This is a genomic window from Burkholderia sp. MSMB2157WGS, from assembly GCF_001532755.1.
Lineage (GTDB): Bacteria > Pseudomonadota > Gammaproteobacteria > Burkholderiales > Burkholderiaceae > Burkholderia.
Genome location: NZ_LPJG01000015.1, coordinates 12,699 through 30,566, shown reverse-complemented (window position 1 = coordinate 30,566; position 17,868 = coordinate 12,699). Strand labels below are relative to the sequence as shown.

Annotated in this window: 18 protein-coding genes; all 18 read left to right on the top strand. The window is 63.8% G+C overall.

Going from position 1 to position 17,868, the window contains the following annotated elements; all coding sequences use genetic code 11:
• The first annotated feature begins 113 nt into the window (after positions 1-113).
• The 18 genes from WT53_RS10025 (at position 114) to WT53_RS09940 (ending at position 17,853) form a co-directional block, all read left to right on the top strand.
• Positions 114-473 carry an NADH-quinone oxidoreductase subunit A gene (locus WT53_RS10025; RefSeq protein WP_006398798.1) on the top strand — a complete coding sequence of 120 codons (360 nt, stop codon included), beginning with the start codon at positions 114-116 and terminating at the stop codon, positions 471-473.
• A gap of 62 nt (positions 474-535) precedes the next feature.
• Complete coding sequence (locus WT53_RS10020) at positions 536-1,015, top strand: NADH-quinone oxidoreductase subunit B family protein (protein WP_006398799.1); 480 nt, start codon at positions 536-538, stop codon at positions 1,013-1,015.
• A gap of 21 nt (positions 1,016-1,036) precedes the next feature.
• A complete protein-coding gene (locus WT53_RS10015) occupies positions 1,037-1,639 on the top strand; it encodes an NADH-quinone oxidoreductase subunit C (RefSeq protein WP_034207966.1) in 603 nt (200 codons plus the stop codon).
• Positions 1,640-1,648: 9 nt separating this feature from the next.
• Complete coding sequence (locus WT53_RS10010; RefSeq protein ID WP_034207965.1) at positions 1,649-2,902, top strand: NADH-quinone oxidoreductase subunit D; 1,254 nt, start codon at positions 1,649-1,651, stop codon at positions 2,900-2,902.
• A 184-nt stretch (positions 2,903-3,086) separates the two neighbouring features.
• A complete protein-coding gene (gene nuoE / locus WT53_RS10005) occupies positions 3,087-3,572 on the top strand; it encodes an NADH-quinone oxidoreductase subunit NuoE (protein ID WP_009694121.1) in 486 nt (161 codons plus the stop codon).
• Positions 3,569-4,879 (top strand): NADH-quinone oxidoreductase subunit NuoF, encoded by a 1,311-nt coding sequence (gene nuoF / locus WT53_RS10000; protein WP_006478267.1) that lies wholly within the window; start codon positions 3,569-3,571, stop codon positions 4,877-4,879. The genes nuoE and nuoF overlap by 4 nt, the downstream gene beginning before the upstream one ends.
• A gap of 81 nt (positions 4,880-4,960) precedes the next feature.
• Entirely contained in the window at positions 4,961-7,291 is a 2,331-nt protein-coding gene (gene nuoG, locus WT53_RS09995) for an NADH-quinone oxidoreductase subunit NuoG (RefSeq protein WP_034207964.1), read from the top strand.
• Entirely contained in the window at positions 7,292-8,359 is a 1,068-nt protein-coding gene (nuoH, locus tag WT53_RS09990; RefSeq protein WP_034207963.1) for an NADH-quinone oxidoreductase subunit NuoH, read from the top strand.
• A 15-nt stretch (positions 8,360-8,374) separates the two neighbouring features.
• Entirely contained in the window at positions 8,375-8,863 is a 489-nt protein-coding gene (nuoI, locus tag WT53_RS09985) for an NADH-quinone oxidoreductase subunit NuoI (RefSeq protein ID WP_006478270.1), read from the top strand.
• Between the two features lie 105 nt (positions 8,864-8,968).
• The gene (locus WT53_RS09980) at positions 8,969-9,619 is read left to right on the top strand and encodes an NADH-quinone oxidoreductase subunit J (protein WP_011545812.1); all 651 of its coding nucleotides are present in this window, start codon (positions 8,969-8,971) and stop codon (positions 9,617-9,619) included.
• A gap of 19 nt (positions 9,620-9,638) precedes the next feature.
• On the top strand, positions 9,639-9,944 hold the full coding sequence (nuoK, locus tag WT53_RS09975) for an NADH-quinone oxidoreductase subunit NuoK (protein WP_006478272.1): 306 nt from the start codon (positions 9,639-9,641) through the stop codon (positions 9,942-9,944).
• Positions 9,945-9,961: 17 nt separating this feature from the next.
• Positions 9,962-12,016, top strand: coding sequence for an NADH-quinone oxidoreductase subunit L (gene nuoL / locus WT53_RS09970; RefSeq protein ID WP_034207962.1), 2,055 nt, complete (start codon positions 9,962-9,964; stop codon positions 12,014-12,016).
• Positions 12,017-12,034: 18 nt separating this feature from the next.
• Entirely contained in the window at positions 12,035-13,525 is a 1,491-nt protein-coding gene (locus WT53_RS09965) for an NADH-quinone oxidoreductase subunit M (protein WP_006484881.1), read from the top strand.
• A 39-nt stretch (positions 13,526-13,564) separates the two neighbouring features.
• Positions 13,565-15,019, top strand: a complete 1,455-nt coding sequence (nuoN, locus tag WT53_RS09960) for an NADH-quinone oxidoreductase subunit NuoN (RefSeq protein WP_034207961.1) — start codon at positions 13,565-13,567, stop codon at positions 15,017-15,019.
• Positions 15,019-15,315, top strand: coding sequence for a DUF2818 family protein (locus tag WT53_RS09955; RefSeq protein ID WP_006478276.1), 297 nt, complete (start codon positions 15,019-15,021; stop codon positions 15,313-15,315). Before nuoN ends, WT53_RS09955 begins: the two co-directional genes overlap by 1 nt.
• Before the next feature lie 39 nt (positions 15,316-15,354).
• Positions 15,355-15,945 carry an NUDIX domain-containing protein gene (locus WT53_RS09950; protein ID WP_034207960.1) on the top strand — a complete coding sequence of 197 codons (591 nt, stop codon included), beginning with the start codon at positions 15,355-15,357 and terminating at the stop codon, positions 15,943-15,945.
• Positions 15,946-16,081: 136 nt separating this feature from the next.
• Complete coding sequence (locus WT53_RS09945) at positions 16,082-16,504, top strand: DUF1178 family protein (RefSeq protein ID WP_006750470.1); 423 nt, start codon at positions 16,082-16,084, stop codon at positions 16,502-16,504.
• Between the two features lie 152 nt (positions 16,505-16,656).
• Positions 16,657-17,853 carry an acyl-CoA dehydrogenase family protein gene (locus WT53_RS09940; RefSeq protein WP_034207959.1) on the top strand — a complete coding sequence of 399 codons (1,197 nt, stop codon included), beginning with the start codon at positions 16,657-16,659 and terminating at the stop codon, positions 17,851-17,853.
• The last annotated feature ends 15 nt before the right edge of the window (positions 17,854-17,868 follow it).

Genomic DNA, 17,868 nt, shown 5'->3' with positions numbered 1-17,868 from the left:
TCATTTGTGGGGTGTGCTTGCGGTTGTCTTGCGATCGCCTGCACTCCGAAATGATTCCTTCCGCCGGAAGTGGTATTCTCCGGACGCTCAGAACCAACCGATAGAGGATTGCCTTGAACCTCGCAGCCTATTACCCCGTCTTGTTGTTCCTCCTCGTGGGCACTGGTTTAGGTATAGCGCTGGTCAGCATCGGCAAGCTCCTTGGTCCCAACAAGCCGGACGTCGAGAAGAACGCACCGTACGAGTGCGGCTTCGAAGCCTTTGAAGACGCCCGGATGAAATTCGACGTACGGTATTACCTCGTCGCCATCCTGTTCATCATCTTCGATCTCGAAACCGCATTCCTGTTTCCGTGGGGCGTCGCGCTCCGGGACATCGGCTGGCCGGGTTTCATCGCAATGATGATTTTTCTGCTCGAATTCCTGCTGGGCTTTGCCTATATCTGGAAGAAAGGCGGCCTCGACTGGGAGTGATGGGTTAATCGCCGGTTTGCATGGGCGGCCACGCTCGGTCGCTCGTCTGGAGTGGAAAGCAAATGAGTATCGAAGGGGTCTTGAAGGAAGGGTTTGTCACCACGACGGCTGACAAGCTGATCAACTGGACGCGTACCGGCTCGCTGTGGCCGATGACGTTCGGGCTCGCGTGTTGCGCCGTCGAGATGATGCATGCGGGCGCGGCCCGTTACGATCTGGACCGGTTCGGCGTCGTGTTCCGTCCGAGTCCGCGTCAGTCGGACGTGATGATCGTCGCCGGCACGCTGTGCAACAAGATGGCGCCCGCGCTGCGCCGCGTGTACGACCAGATGGCCGAGCCGCGCTGGGTGATCTCGATGGGGTCGTGTGCGAACGGCGGTGGTTACTACCACTACTCGTACTCGGTGGTCCGCGGCTGCGACCGGATCGTGCCGGTCGACGTCTACGTGCCGGGCTGTCCGCCCACGGCCGAGGCGCTGGTCTACGGCGTGATCCAGCTTCAGGCGAAGATCCGCCGCACCAATACCATCGCCCGTCAATAAAGCCCCGAGCGTCCCCTCAATATGGCAAGCAAAATCGAGACCCTCAAGGCCAACCTCGAAGCCGCGCTCGGCGCGCGCGTGGTGAGCCTCACCGAAGCGATCGGTGAACTGACGCTCGTCGTGAAGGCGAGCGATTACCTCGAAGTCGCAAAGACGCTGCGCGACGATCCGAAGCTCCGTTTCGAGCAACTGATCGACCTCTGCGGCGTCGACTACCAGACCTTCGGCGACGGCGCCTACGACGGCCCGCGCTTCGCGGCCGTGTCGCACCTGCTGTCGGTCACGAACAACTGGCGCCTGCGCCTGCGCGTATTCGCACCGGACGACGATCTGCCGATCGTGGCGTCGCTGGTCGACATCTGGACCTCGGCGAACTGGTACGAGCGAGAAGCGTTCGACCTGTATGGCATCGTGTTCGAAGGCCACCCCGACCTGCGCCGCATCCTCACCGACTACGGCTTCATCGGTCACCCGTTCCGCAAGGACTTCCCGGTGTCGGGCTACGTCGAAATGCGTTACGACCCGGAAGAGAAGCGGGTCGTGTACCAGCCGGTGACGATCGAGCCGCGCGAAATCACGCCGCGCGTGATCCGCGAGGATCGCTATGGCGGTCTGAAACATTAAGGGGGCGTCATGGCAGAAATCAAGAACTACACGCTCAACTTCGGCCCGCAGCACCCGGCAGCGCACGGCGTGCTGCGCCTCGTGCTCGAGCTCGACGGCGAAGTCATTCAGCGTGCCGATCCGCACATCGGCCTGCTGCACCGCGCGACGGAAAAGCTCGCGGAATCCAAGACCTTCATCCAGTCCGTGCCGTACATGGACCGTCTCGACTATGTGTCGATGATGGTCAACGAGCACGGCTACGTGCTCGCGATCGAAAAGCTGCTCGGCATCGACGTGCCGGAGCGCGCGCAGTACATCCGCGTGCTGTTCGACGAAATCACGCGCGTGCTGAACCACCTGATGTGGATCGGCGCGCACGCGCTCGACGTCGGCGCGATGGCCGTGTTCCTGTACGCGTTCCGCGAACGCGAAGATCTGATGGACGTGTACGAAGCGGTGTCCGGCGCCCGGATGCACGCGGCCTACTATCGTCCGGGCGGCGTCTATCGCGATTTGCCTGACGCAATGCCGCAATACAAGGCGTCGAAGATTCGCAACGAGAAGGCGCTCGCGAAGATGAACGAAGCGCGCAGCGGCTCGGTGCTCGATTTCATCGACGATTTCTTCACGCGCTTCCCGAAGTGCGTCGACGAATACGAAACGCTGCTGACCGACAACCGGATCTGGAAACAGCGTCTGGTCGGGATCGGCGTGGTCAGCCCCGAGCGTGCGCTGCAGATGGGCCTGACGGGCCCGATGCTGCGCGGCTCGGGCATCGCGTGGGACCTGCGCAAGAAGCAGCCCTACGAAGTGTACGATCGGATAGATTTCGACGTGCCGGTCGGCGTGAACGGCGATTGCTACGACCGCTATCTGGTGCGCGTCGAAGAAATGCGCCAGTCGGTCCGCATCGCGAAACAGTGTATTGATTGGCTCCGCAAGAATCCGGGCCCGGTGATGACGGACAATCACAAGGTTGCCCCGCCGTCGCGCGTCGGCATGAAGACCAACATGGAAGACTTGATTCACCACTTCAAGCTCTTCACCGAAGGTTTCCATGTGCCGGAAGGTGAAGCGTACGCGGCGGTCGAGCATCCGAAGGGGGAGTTCGGCATCTATCTCGTGTCCGACGGCGCCAACAAGCCGTATCGCCTCAAGATTCGCGCGCCGGGTTTCGCGCACCTGGCGTCGCTCGACGAAATGGCGCGCGGTCACATGATCGCCGACGCCGTCACGATCATCGGTACGCAGGACATCGTGTTCGGCGAAATCGATCGCTAATGGTTGCGCCGCCCGCAAGCGCGGGCGGCGAGCAGTCAGTCGCACGCGAAGTCACATGCGGTATGCGCCGAACCGGCGCGGCTTCGCAAGCTGTCAACAGAGTGAGCGCCAGGTCTGCCGTCCATGCACCCCGATGTGCGGCAGGTTGTTCGTTCGGTAGGAATTGAAAGAGTCGTGTCTGAAAATGATCTCAGCTGAAGGCCTGAAGGAAATCGATCGCGCGTTGACGAAGTATCCCGCCGATCAGAAACAGTCCGCCGTGATGTCGGCGTTGGCCGTTGCTCAGGAAGAGCATGGCTGGCTGTCGCCCGAACTGATGCAGTTCGTCGCGGACTATCTCGGCATGCCGGCCGTTGCCGTGCAGGAAGTCGCGACGTTCTACACGATGTACGAGCTCAAACCGGTCGGCAAGCACAAGATCACGCTCTGCACGAACCTGCCGTGCCAGCTCGGCCCGCACGGCGGCGCGGAAGCGACTGCCGACTACCTGAAACAGAAGCTGGGCATCGACTTCGGCGAGACCACGCCCGACGGCAAGTTCACGCTGAAGGAAGGCGAATGCATGGGCTCGTGCGGCGATGCGCCGGTGCTGCTGGTGAACAATCACAGAATGTGCAGCTTCATGAGCCGCGAGAAGATCGACCAGCTGCTTGAGGAGCTCTCGAAATGACGTCCCTCCACGACCGTCACATCAAACCGCTGATCCTCGCTGGTCTGAACGGCGAGAACTGGCATCTCGAAGACTACGTTGCGCGCGGCGGCTACAAGCAGCTGCGCCGCATTCTCGAAGAAAAGATCCCGCCCGAGCAGGTGATCGCCGACGTAAAGGCGTCGGGCCTGCGCGGCCGCGGCGGTGCGGGCTTTCCGACCGGCCTGAAGTGGAGCTTCATGCCGCGCCAGTTCCCGGGGCAGAAGTACCTCGTCTGCAACTCGGACGAAGGCGAGCCGGGCACGTTCAAGGATCGCGACATCCTGCGCTGGAACCCGCACGCGCTGATCGAAGGCATGGCCATCGGCGCGTACGCGATGGGCATCACCGTCGGCTACAACTATATCCACGGCGAAATCTTCGAAGTGTATCGACGCTTCGAAGCCGCGCTCGACGAAGCGCGCGCGGCCGGATTCCTCGGCGACAACATCATGGGCTCGGAATTCTCGTTCCAGCTGCACGCGCACCACGGTTACGGCGCGTACATCTGCGGCGAGGAAACGGCGCTGCTCGAGTCGCTCGAAGGCAAGAAGGGCCAGCCGCGCTTCAAGCCGCCGTTCCCGGCGAGCTTCGGCGTGTACGGCAAGCCCACCACGATCAACAACACCGAGACGTTCGCGGCGGTCCCGTTCCTGCTGTCCATCGGGCCGCAGAATTACCTCGAGATCGGCAAGCCGAACAACGGCGGCACGAAGATTTTCTCGGTGTCGGGCGACGTCGAGCGTCCGGGCAACTACGAAGTGCCGCTCGGCACGCCGTTCGCGACGCTGATGGAGCTCGCCGGCGGGATGCGCGGCGGCAAGAAGATCAAGGCCGTGATTCCGGGCGGGTCGTCGGCGCCGGTGATCCCGGGCGACATCATGATGCAGACGGATCTCGACTACGATTCGATCGCGAAGGCGGGCTCGATGCTCGGGTCCGGCGCGGTGATCGTGATGGACGAGACGCGCTGCATGGTGCGCTCGCTGCTGCGCCTGTCGTACTTCTACTACGAGGAATCGTGCGGCCAGTGCACGCCGTGCCGTGAAGGCACCGGCTGGCTGTATCGCGTCGTGAACCGTATCGAGCACGGCGAAGGGCGCCAGGAAGATCTGGACCTGCTGAATTCGGTGGCCGAGAACATCATGGGCCGCACGATCTGTGCGCTCGGCGATGCGGCGGCGATGCCGGTACGCGGGATGCTCAAGCACTACTGGGACGAATTCGCGTACCACGTCGAGCACAAGCACTGCATGGTCGGCGGCCACGCGCACGCGGCGGCAGCCTGAAGCGCACCGGTTGCGGAATTTGAGCGCACGGTCGGGCGAACGCGCGAACGGGCGGAAATAGGTTAAGGACCATTCACCATCATGGTTGAACTTGAAATAGACGGCAAGAAGGTCGAGGTGCCCGAAGGCAGCATGGTGATCCAGGCTGCGCACAAGGCGGATACGTACATTCCTCACTTCTGCTATCACAAGAAACTGTCGGTCGCGGCCAACTGCCGGATGTGTCTCGTCGAAGTCGAGAAGATGCCGAAGGCCGTGCCTGCCTGCGCGACCCCCGTGTCGGCCGGCATGATCGTCCGCACGCAGTCCGACAAGGCTGTGAAGGCGCAGCAGTCGGTGATGGAATTCCTCCTCATCAATCACCCGCTCGATTGCCCGATCTGCGATCAGGGCGGCGAATGTCAGCTGCAGGATCTGGCGGTCGGCTACGGCAAGTCGTCGTCGCGCTACTCGGAAGAAAAGCGCGTGGTGTTCCACAAGAACGTGGGCCCGCTGATCTCGATGGAAGAAATGTCGCGCTGCATCCACTGCACGCGCTGCGTCCGCTTCGGCCAGGAAATCGCCGGCGTGATGGAGTTCGGCATGCTGGGCCGCGGCGAGCATTCGGAAATCACGACGTTCGTCGGCAAGACGGTCGACTCCGAAATGTCGGGCAACATGATCGATCTGTGCCCGGTCGGCGCGCTGACCAGCAAGCCGTTCCGCTACAGCGCCCGTACGTGGGAGCTGTCGCGCCGCAAGTCGGTGAGCCCGCACGATTCCGTCGGCGCGAACCTCGTCGTGCAGGTGAAGAACAACCGCGTGATGCGCGTGCTGCCGTTCGAGAACGAAGCCATCAACGAATGCTGGATCTCGGACAAGGACCGCTTCTCGTATGAAGGCCTCAACAGCGAAGAGCGTCTGACGAAGCCGATGCTGAAGCAGGGCGGCCAGTGGATCGAAACCGACTGGCAGACCGCGCTCGAGTACGTCGCGAAGGGCCTGAAGGGCATCGCCGCGGATCACGGCGCGAACGCGCTGGCGATGCTCGCGAGCGCGCACAGCACCGCGGAAGAGCTGTTCCTCGTGAAGCAGCTCGCCACCGAACTGAAGACGCCGAACGTCGACTTCCGTCTGCGTCAGCAGGATTTCTCGGCGCCGGTCCAGGGCGCACCGTGGCTCGGCATGCCGATCGCCGATCTGTCGAACGTGGACGCCGCGTTCGTCGTCGGTTCGTTCCTGCGCCGCGACCACCCGCTGTTCGCATCGCGCCTGCGTCAGGCCGCGAAGAACGGCGCGAAGCTGCACTTCCTGCACGCGACCGGTGACGATTCGCTGATCCCGACCGCGCAACGCATCGTCGCCGCGCCGTCCGCGTGGCTCGACGAGCTGGCCGGCATCGCCGCGGCCGTCGCGCAACTGCGCGGCGTCGCGCTGCCCGACGCGCTTGCAGGCGTTACCGCATCGCCGGCCGCGCAAGCTGTCGCGCAGTCGCTCGCGAACGGCGAACGCCGCGCGGTGCTGCTCGGCAACGTCGCGGTCCGTCATCCGCAATTCGCGCAGCTGCACGCCGTCGCCCAGTGGATCGCCGACAACACCGGCGCCACGTTCGGCTTCCTGACGGAAGCGGCGAACACGGTCGGCGCGCACGTCGTCGGCGCACTGCCGGGCGAAGGCGGCCTGAACGCACGCGAAGCGTTCGCGCAGCCGCGCAAGGGCTACGTGCTGCTGAACGTCGAGCCGGAATTCGACACCGCCGATCCGGCACAGGCGCTGACCGCGCTGAACCAGGCGGAGATGGTCGTCGTGATGTCGCCGTTCAAGCACGGCCTCGACTACGCCGACGTGCTGCTGCCGATCGCACCGTTCACTGAAACGGCCGGTACGTTCGTCAACGCGGAAGGCACCGTGCAGAGCTTCAACGGCGTCGTGCGTCCGCTCGGCGATACGCGCCCGGCTTGGAAGGTGCTGCGCGTGCTCGGCAGCCTGCTCGGCCTGCCGAACTTCGAATACGAGACCGCGGAAGAAGTGCGTGTCGCCGCGCTCGGCGACGCCGGCGTCGCGGGTCGCCTGTCGAACCGGACGTCGGTCGTGCCGGCTCGCGCCGCGGCGAATGCCGCGAACGGCGGTTTCGAGCGCCTGGCCGACGTGCCGATCTATCACGCCGACGCGCTCGTGCGCCGCGCAGGTGCGTTGCACCTGACGGCCGCCGCGAAGGCGGCGAATGCCGCAGCCCTGCCGGCCGCGCTGTTCGACAAGCTGGGCTTGAAGGAAGGCGACGCCGTGCGCGTGCGCCAGGGCGAGCGTGCGGTGCAGTTGCCGGCCGTGCGCGACGCGAATCTTGCGGAGACGGTCGTTCGCGTGTCGGCGGCGACGCCTGCCGGCGCAGCGCTCGGCAGCCTGTCCGGTGAACTGGTGGTGGAGAAGGCGTAAATGAGCTTGTTCGATACGATCAACGCGGGCGGGGCCGAGCTTCTCGGCTTCGCGTGGCCGACGGTGTGGGCAGTCGTGCGCATCCTCGTCGTCTCCGTCGTCATCCTGCTGTGCGTCGCGTACCTGATTCTGTGGGAGCGCAAGCTGATCGGCTGGATGCACGTGCGTCTCGGCCCGAACCGCGTCGGCCCCGGCGGCCTGCTGCAGCCGATCGCCGACGTGCTGAAGCTGCTGCTGAAGGAAGTCATTCAGCCGAGCGCCGCCAGCCGCTGGCTGTACCTGATCGCGCCGGTGATGACCGTCGTGCCGGCATTCGCCGTGTGGGCCGTGATTCCGTTCCAGGCCGAAGCCGTGCTCGCGAACGTGAACGCGGGCCTGCTGTACGCGATGGCGATCTCGTCGATCGGCGTGTACGCGGTGATTCTCGCCGGCTGGGCGTCGAACTCGAAGTACGCGTTCCTCGGCGCGATGCGCGCCGCGGCGCAGATGGTGTCGTACGAAATCTCGATGGGCTTCGCGCTGGTGCTCGTGCTGATGACCGCCGGCAGCCTGAACCTGTCGGAAATCGTCGGTTCGCAACAGCATGGCTTCTTCGCCGGCCACGGCGTGAACTTCCTGTCGTGGAACTGGCTGCCGCTCTTGCCGGCGTTCGTCGTCTACTTCATCTCGGGCATCGCCGAAACGAACCGTCACCCGTTCGACGTGGTGGAAGGGGAGTCGGAAATCGTCGCGGGTCACATGATCGACTACTCGGGCATGGCGTTCGCGCTGTTCTTCCTCGCCGAGTACATCAACATGATCGTGATCTCGGCGCTGGCGGCGACGCTGTTCCTCGGCGGCTGGGACGCGCCGTTCGAATTCCTGTCGTTCATCCCGGGCATCTTCTGGCTGGTGCTGAAGGTCTTCGCGCTGCTGTCGGTGTTCATCTGGGTGCGCGCGACGTTCCCGCGCTTCCGTTACGACCAGATCATGCGTCTGGGCTGGAAGGTGTTCCTGCCCGTCACGGTGATCTGGGTGGTCGTGGTCGGCTTCTGGATGATGTCGCCGCTGAACATCTGGGTGAAGTAAAGATCGGACGAAATCATGACGGCTATCCAACACTTCTTTAAGACTTTCTTCCTGACCGAGCTGCTGAAGGGGCTCGCGCTGACCGGTCGTTACACGTTCAAACGCAAGTTCACCGTGCAGTTCCCGGAAGAGAAGACCCCGATTTCGCCGCGTTTTCGCGGGCTGCATGCACTGCGCCGCTACGAGAACGGCGAAGAGCGCTGCATCGCGTGCAAGCTGTGCGAGGCCGTGTGCCCCGCGCTCGCGATCACGATCGAGTCGGAAACGCGTGCGGACAACACGCGCCGCACGACGCGCTACGACATCGACCTGACGAAGTGCATCTTCTGCGGTTTCTGCGAAGAGAGCTGCCCGGTCGATTCGATCGTCGAGACGCAGATTCTCGAGTACCACGGCGAAAAGCGCGGCGACCTGTATTTCACGAAGGAAATGCTGCTCGCGGTGGGCGATCGCTACGAGAAGGACATCGCCGCGGCGAAGGCTGCCGACGCGCCGTATCGTTGATTGTGTTTGCAGTGCCGGCCCGGCATCGACGGGCCGAGCCGCCGCGACGGGTGCGGGCGTCCCGCAAGCCGCGCCTGACTATGGCCTAACGATGAACCGGTAATCATGGAATTCACGACCGTACTGTTCTACATCTTCGCGCTGCTCCTGGTGGTATCAGGGCTGAAGGTGATCACTTCGCGCAACCCGGTGGCGTCTGCGCTTTTCCTTGTGCTGGCGTTCTTCAACGCCGCCGCGATCTGGATGCTGCTGGAGGCGGAGTTCCTCGCGATCCTGCTGGTTCTGGTCTACGTGGGCGCGGTGATGGTGCTGTTCCTGTTCGTCGTGATGATGCTGGACATCAACATCGACTACCTGCGCCGCGACTTCAAGCGCTTCGTGCCGATGGCAACCGTGGTCGGCGCGATCATCGTGATCGAAACCGCGCTGATCCTGTGGCGCGGTTACGGCGACACGCACACCGTGCATGCGATGGCGACGGGCGAGATGGCCAACTGGTCGAATACGCGCCTGATCGGCAAGGTGATCTACACCGACTACATCTTCGCGTTCGAAATCGCCGGCCTCGTGCTGCTGGTCGCGATCATCGCCGCGATCGGCCTGACCGAGCGCAAGGGCAAGGACAGCAAGCGCCAGCGCGTGTCGGATCAGGTCAAGGTGCGCCGCAACGACCGCGTGCGCCTCGTGAAGATGGAAGCGGACAAGCCGCAGCCGGAAACGGCGCAAAGCGAAGCCGGTTCGGGCACCAACGGCTAAGCGGAGGAAAAGAAAAACCATGCTGACCCTTGCTCACTACCTCGTGCTCGGCGCGATCCTGTTCGCGATCGCGATCGTCGGGATCTTCCTGAACCGCCGCAACGTCATCATCATCCTGATGTCGATCGAACTGATGCTGCTGGCGGTGAACACCAACTTCGTCGCGTTCTCGCATTACCTCGGCGACGTGCACGGCCAGATCTTCGTGTTCTTCGTGCTGACCGTCGCCGCAGCGGAAGCCGCGATCGGTCTCGCGATTCTGGTGACCCTGTTCCGTAAGCTCGACACGATCAATGTCGAGGATCTCGATCAGCTCAAAGGTTAATTTCAGGCAACGCTGTTATGTCAACGACACTCAATGAAAACCTGCTGCTGGCGATTCCGCTCGCTCCGCTGGCCGGCTCGCTGATTGCGGGGCTGTTCGGGAACGCAGTCGGGCGCAAGGGCGCACACCGGATCACGATCCTCGGCGTATTGATCGCGTTCCTCCTGTCGGCGAAAGTCTTCTTCGACGTGATGGGCGGCGCGAGCTTCAACGCGACCGTCTACGAATGGATGAACGTCGGCTCGCTGAAGCTCGAAGTCGGCTTCCTCGTCGATTCGCTGACCGCGATGATGATGGTCGTCGTGACCTTCGTCTCGCTGATGGTGCACGTGTACACGATCGGCTACATGGCGGAAGAAGACGGCTACCAGCGCTTCTTCTCGTACATCTCGCTGTTCACGTTCTCGATGCTGATGCTCGTGATGAGCAACAACTTCCTGCAGCTGTTCTTCGGCTGGGAAGCGGTGGGTCTGGTGTCGTACCTGCTGATCGGCTTCTACTTCACGCGTGAGAGCGCGATCTACGCGAACATGAAGGCGTTCCTCGTGAACCGCGTGGGCGACTTCGGCTTCCTGCTCGGCATCGGCCTGCTGCTCGCGTTCGCCGGCTCGATGAACTACGGCGAAGTGTTCGCGAAGCGCGCGGAACTCGCGAGCCTGCACTTCCCGGGCACCGACTGGGGCCTGCTGACCGTTGCCTGTATCTGCCTGTTCATCGGCGCGATGGGCAAGTCGGCGCAATTCCCGCTGCACGTGTGGCTGCCGGACTCGATGGAAGGCCCGACCCCGATCTCGGCGCTGATTCACGCGGCGACGATGGTGACGGCCGGCATCTTCATGGTGTCGCGCATGTCGCCGCTGTTCGAACTGTCGGATACCGCGCTGTCGTTCATCACGGTGATCGGCGCGATCACGGCGCTCTTCATGGGCTTCCTCGGCATCGTCCAGAACGACATCAAGCGCGTGGTCGCGTACTCGACGCTGTCGCAGCTCGGCTACATGACCGTCGCGCTCGGCGTGTCCGCTTACCCGGTCGCCGTGTTCCACCTGATGACGCACGCGTTCTTCAAGGCGCTGCTGTTCCTCGGCGCCGGCTCGGTCATCATGGGCATGCACCACGACCAGGACATGCGCAACATGGGCGGCCTGCGCAAGTACATGCCGATCACGTGGATCACGTCGCTCATCGGGTCGCTCGCGCTGATCGGTACGCCGTTCTTCTCGGGCTTCTACTCGAAGGACTCGATCATCGACGCGGTGAAGCTGTCGCACCTGCCGGGTTCGGGCTTCGCGTACTTCGCGGTCGTCGCGAGCGTGTTCGTCACGGCGCTGTACTCGTTCCGCATGTACTTCCTGGTGTTCCACGGCGAAGAGCGCTTCCGCAATCCGAAGCATCCGGAATCGCCGATGGGCATGGCGGCCGCGCACGGCCACGACGATCACGGTCATGGCCACGGCCATGACGACCACGCGCACGAGCCGCACGAGACCCCGTGGGTCGTGTGGGTGCCGCTGGTCCTGCTGGCGATCCCGTCGGTGATCATCGGCGCGATCGCGATCAGCCCGATGCTGTTCGGCGACTTCTTCCAGCACGGCGTTGCATTCGACAAGGTGATCTTCATCGGCGAAAACCATCCGGCGCTGGCCGAGATGGCCGAAGAGTTCCACGGCTGGGTCGGCATGGGCCTGCACTCGGTGTCGGGCCTGCCGGTGTGGCTGGCGCTCGCCGGTGTCGTCGTCGCGTGGTTCCTGTATCTGAAGCGTCCGGAGCTGCCGGCGTCGATCCGCCGTGCATTCGGCCCGATCTACACGCTGCTGGACAACAAGTACTACATGGACAAGATCAACGAAGTGGTGTTCGCCCGCGGTTCGGTGGCGATCGGCCGCGGCCTGTGGAAGGAGGGCGACGTCGTGGTGATCGACGGCCTCGTCAACGGCAGCGCCCGGTTCATCGGCTGGTTCGCCGGCGTGATCCGCTTCCTCCAATCCGGTTACATCTATCACTACGCGTTCGCCATGATCATCGGCATGCTGGGGCTCCTGACCCTGTTTGTAACGCTCGGCGGCAAATAAGGCGGGGGGACAACACTAATGCACGCTTTTCCGATTCTCAGTACCGCGATCTGGCTGCCGATCGTCTTCGGCCTCCTCGTGCTTGCGGTCGGTAACGACAAAAATCCGGGGACGGCCCGCTGGGTCGCGCTGATCGGTGCGCTGCTCGGCCTCGCGGTCACGATCCCGCTGATCACCGGCTTCGACTCGAGCACGGCTGCGCTGCAGTTCGTCGAGAAGTCGACCTGGATCGAACGCTTCGATATCGCGTATCACCTCGGCGTCGACGGCATCTCGATGTGGTTCGTCGTGCTGACCGCGCTGATCACGGTGATCGTCGTGATCGCCGCATGGGAAGTGATCACCGAGAACGTCGCGCAGTACCTCGCGGCGTTCCTGATCCTGTCCGGGATCATGATCGGCGTGTTCTCGGCGGCCGACGGCCTGCTGTTCTACGTGTTCTTCGAGGCGACCCTGATCCCGATGTACATCATCATCGGCGTGTGGGGCGGCCCGAACCGCGTGTATGCGGCGTTCAAGTTCTTCCTGTACACGCTGGCCGGTTCGTTGCTGATGCTGGTCGCGCTGATCTACCTGTACACGGAAACGCACTCGTTCGACCTCGCGACGTGGCAGAACGCGAAGATCGCGATGACGCCGCAGATCCTGCTGTTCATTGCGTTCTTCCTCGCGTTCGCGGTGAAGGTGCCGATGTGGCCGGTGCACACGTGGTTGCCGGACGCGCACGTGGAAGCGCCGACGGGCGGCTCGGTCGTGCTGGCGGCGATCATGCTGAAGCTCGGCGCATACGGTTTCCTGCGTTTCTCGCTGCCGATCACGCCTGACGCGAGCCATTTCCTGGCGCCCGTCGTGATCACGCTGTCGCTGATCGCGGTGATCTACATCGGCCTCGTCGCGATGGTGCAGGCCGACATGAAGAAGCTGGTCGCGTATTCGTCGATCGCGCACATGGGCTTCGTCACGCTGGGCTTCTTCATCTTCAACCAGCTCGGCGTCGAAGGCGCGATCATCCAGATGATCTCGCACGGCTTCGTGTCGGGCGCGATGTTCCTCTGCATCGGCGTGCTGTACGACCGCGTGCACTCGCGCCAGATCGCCGACTACGGCGGCGTCGTCAACGTGATGCCGAAGTTCGCGGCGTTCGCGATGCTGTTCTCGATGGCCAACTGCGGGCTGCCGGGTACGTCCGGTTTCGTCGGCGAATTCATGGTGATTCTCGCGGCCGTCCAGTACAACTTCTGGATCGCATTCGGCGCGGCATTCACGCTGATCCTCGGCGCGGCCTACACGCTGTGGATGTACAAGCGCGTGTATTTCGGCGCGGTGGCGAACGATCATGTTGCGAAGCTGAAGGACATCGGCCGTCGCGAATTCCTGATGCTGGCCGTGCTCGCCGCGTTCACGCTGCTGATGGGCCTGTATCCGAAGCCCTTCACCGACGTGATGCACGTTTCCGTGGAAAACCTCCTCTCCCACGTCGCGCAGTCGAAGCTGCCGCTGGCCCAGTAATCGCGAGCGGAGGAACTCAAGATCATGCAAAACGCCTCTATGAATGTCCTGTTGCCTGACGCGCTGGTGCTGGCCGCCATCGTCGTCGCATGGCTGAACGACACCTTCACCGGTGCTTCCGGCCGCCGCCTGACCTATCTGATCGCGGTCGTCTCGTCGGTCGTCGCCGGCGTGTGGTTCGCGGTCCAGGCGCTCGACCCGCAGCAGTACTACTTCTTCTCGAAGATGGTCGTCGTCGACTCGTTCGCGAGCATGATGAAGGCTGTCGTGTCGTTCGGGTTCGCGGTCTCGCTCGTCTATTCGCGCAAGTACCTCGAAGACCGCGACATGTTCCGCGGCGACGTGTTCCTGCTCGGCATGTTCTCGCTGCTCGGTCAGCTGGTCATGGTGTCGGGCAACAACTTCCTGACGCTGTATCTCGGCCTCGAACTGATGTCGCTGTCGCTGTACGCGGTCATCGCGCTGCGTCGCGACGCGGCGCAGTCGAGCGAAGCCGCGATGAAGTACTACGTGCTGGGCGCGCTCGCGTCGGGCTTCGTGCTGTACGGCATCTCGATGCTCTACGGCGCGACCGGCTCGCTCGAGCTCGGCGAAGTGTACAAGGCGGTCGGCGGCAATACCGACGCGGCCGTGCTGATGTTCGGCGTGATCTTCATCGTCGCCGGTATCGCGTTCAAGCTCGGCGCCGTGCCGTTCCACATGTGGGTGCCGGACGTCTACCAGGGCGCACCGACCGCGATGACGCTGTTCGTCGGCGGCGGCCCGAAGGTTGCCGCGTTCGCGTGGGGCCTGCGCTTCCTGGTGATGGGCCTGCTGCCGCTCGCGCAGAACTGGCAGACCGCGCTCGTGATCCTCGCCGCGCTGTCGCTGATCGTCGGCAACATCACCGGTATCGTCCAGCGAAACATCAAGCGGATGCTCGCGTACTCGGCGATCTCGAACATGGGTTTCGTGCTGCTCGGCCTGCTCGCGGGCATCGTGAAGGGCGACGCGGCGGCGCCGGCGAACGCGTACAGCTCGGCGATGTTCTACGCGATCGTCTACCTGATCACGACGCTCGGCTCGTTCGGCGTGGTGATGCTGCTCGCGCGCCGCGATTTCGAAGCCGAAACGATCGACGACTTCAAGGGCCTCAACAAGCGCAGCCCGGTGTTCGCGTTCGTGATGATGGTCATGATGTTCTCGCTGGCCGGCATTCCGCCGACCGTCGGCTTCTACGCGAAGCTGGCCGTGCTCGAGGCGACCGTCAACGCGGGCCTCACGTGGCTGGCCGTGCTGGCCGTGATCACGTCGCTGTTCGGCGCGTTCTACTACCTGCGCATCGTCAAGGTGATTTACTTCGATGCGCCGCAGGATTCGACGCCGATCACGGGCGATTTCTGCAAGCGCACGATCCTCGTGCTGAACGGCGTGGCGGTCGTCGTGCTCGGCCTGATCCCGAGCCCGCTGCTGACCGCCTGCCTGCAGGCAATCCGTCACACGCTGCCGCTGTAATGTCGGCAGCCGGCTGGTTCATCGTGCTGTTGGCGCTCGTCTGCGCCAACCTGCCGTTCCTGAACCAACGCCTCTTCGCCGTCGTGCCGTTCGGCGCGACGAAGAAGAATGCGTGGGTGCGGATCGGCGAGCTGATCGTGCTGTACTTCGTCGTCGGCGCGCTCGGCTTCTGGCTCGAGTCGCGCGCCGGCAACCGCTTCGAACAGGGCTGGCAGTTTTACGCGATCACGTTCAGTCTCTTCGTCGTGTTCGCGTTTCCCGGCTTCACGTTCCAGTATCTCGTCAAACGACGCTGACGGCTTCGGCCGTCCGTCGTGCTCATTCAGGAGCCGCCGATGGCCGAACTACCCAATCACGACGCCGCACTGACCGAAACCTGCCTCGAGAGCGAGGCGATCTTCGACGGCGCGTTCCTCAAGCTCAAGCGCGACACCGTCCGTCTGCCGGACGGCAAGAAGGCCACGCGCGAATACGTGCAGCACCCGGGTGCGGTGATGGTGATCCCGCTGTTCGACGACGGTCGCGTGCTGATGGAGAGCCAGTATCGCTACCCGATCGGCAAGGTGATGGCCGAATTCCCGGCCGGCAAGCTCGACCCGAACGAAGGCGCGCTCGCGTGCGCGGTGCGCGAGCTGCGCGAGGAAACGGGCTACACGGCGCGCGAATACGTGTTCCTGGCCCGCATTCATCCGATCATTTCCTATTCGACCGAGTTCATCGACCTGTATCTCGCGCGCGGGCTGACGGCCGGCGAACGCAAGCTCGACGACGGCGAATTCCTCGAAACCTTCACGGCGACGCCGGCCGACCTGCAGGAATGGGTGCGCACGGGCCAGATCACCGACGTGAAGACGATCATCGGCGCGATGTGGCTCGACAAGGTGCTGTCCGGCACGTGGCCGCTCGGGCCGGTCGTCGCGCCCTGAGCACGGCGTCGGCGGCGGCCGGGGCGCCGCGTTACAATTCCGTGACGCGGCGCGTTCGTGCCGCGCGATCCGGATTTAGCACGACCGTTCACAAAACCGCTTTTTGCGCTACACTCGTCACACGCCCTGATTCAGCATGAAGGTCCTCGATTTACAGTGTCCGCACGGTCATCGGTTCGAAGGCTGGTTCGCTTCCGCCGATGAATTCGAAGCGCAGTTGTCCCGCAAGCTGGTCGAATGCCCGGTGTGCGGAACGACGGAGATCAACCGGATGCCGTCGGCGCCGCGCCTGAACCTGTCGGGCGCGACGCAGGCGCAGCCGGCCGATCCGCGTGCGCTGCAGGCGCAGGTGATGCGCGCGCTGCGCGAGGTGCTGGAGAAGACCGAGAACGTGGGCGAGCGCTTCGCCGAGGAAGCGCGGCGCATCCATTACAACGAGGCGCCGGCACGCAGCATTCGCGGCGTCACGACGCCGGAGGATGCGCAGTCCTTGGTCGAAGAAGGCATCGACGTGATGCCGCTGCCGATTCCAGCCGCGCTGAAAGAACCGCTGCAATAACGTACGCAGTGTGTCCTTGCCGGGCCGGACGGTCGCGGCGAGCCTTGCATGGGATCAGAGCAAGCGCGGAAGCGCTGATGCTGATCGACCGCGAAGCATGGGACCGGAGTAAGTGCTGAAGCACCAACTCCGGTCGACAGGAGACACTGCGCATGGATCTGGACTATTCCCCCGCCGACGACGCGTTCCGCGCCGACGTCCGCGCCTGGCTCGAGGCCAACTTGCCTCACGCACTGCGCACCAAGGTACTCGATCACAAACGACTCGACCGCGAGGACTTCGCGAGCTGGCACCGGATCCTCGGCCAGCGCGGCTGGTCCGCGCCCGCCTGGCCGGTCGAATATGGCGGCCCGGGCTGGGACGCGACGCAGCGACACATCTGGGACGAGGAGTGCGCGCGGATTGGTGCGCCGACCGTGTTGCCGTTCGGGGTGTCGATGGTCGCGCCGGTCCTGATGAAATACGGCAGCGAAGCGCAGAAGCGCCACTACCTGCCGCGTATTCTCGACGGCTCGGACTGGTGGTGCCAGGGTTATTCGGAGCCGGGTTCCGGGTCCGATCTCGCATCGCTGCGCACGCGCGCCGAGCGCCACGGCGATCACTACGTCGTCAACGGCCAGAAGACCTGGACCACGCTCGGCCAGTACGCCGACATGATGTTCTGCCTCGTGCGCACCGATCCGGCCGCGAAGAAGCAGGAGGGCATCTCGTTCCTGCTGATCGACATGAAGACGCCCGGCATCACGGTACGCCCGATCGTGATGCTCGACGAGGATCACGAGGTCAACGAGGTGTTCTTCGAGGACGTGAAGGTGCCGGTCGAGAACCTCGTCGGCGACGAGAACCGCGGCTGGACCTACGCGAAATACCTGCTCGGCCACGAGCGCACCGGCATCGCGCGCGTCGGCGCGTCGAAGCGGGAGCTCGCGTTCCTGAAGCGCGTCGCATCGAACCAGCGCAAGAACGGCAAGCCGTTGCTCGCCGATCCCGTGTTCGCCGCGAAGGTCGCGGCGCTCGAAGTCGAGTTGATGGCGCTGGAAGTGACGGTGCTGCGCGTCGTCAGCCGCGAGACGAGCGGCAAGGGGCCCGGCCCCGAGGCATCGATGCTGAAGATCAAGGGCACCGAGGTGCAACAGGCGCTCACCGAGCTGATGGTCGAAGCGATCGGCCCGCTGGCCGCCCCGTTCGACGTGCCGTTCCTCGACGGCGAGCGCGAACACAGCATCGCGGGCGACGACGATGCGGCGCCGCTCGCCGCGTACTACTTCAATTACCGGAAGACGTCGATCTACGGCGGTTCGAACGAGATCCAGAAGAACATCATCGCGCAGATGATTCTGGGGCTGTGATCAGGGAACGGAGAC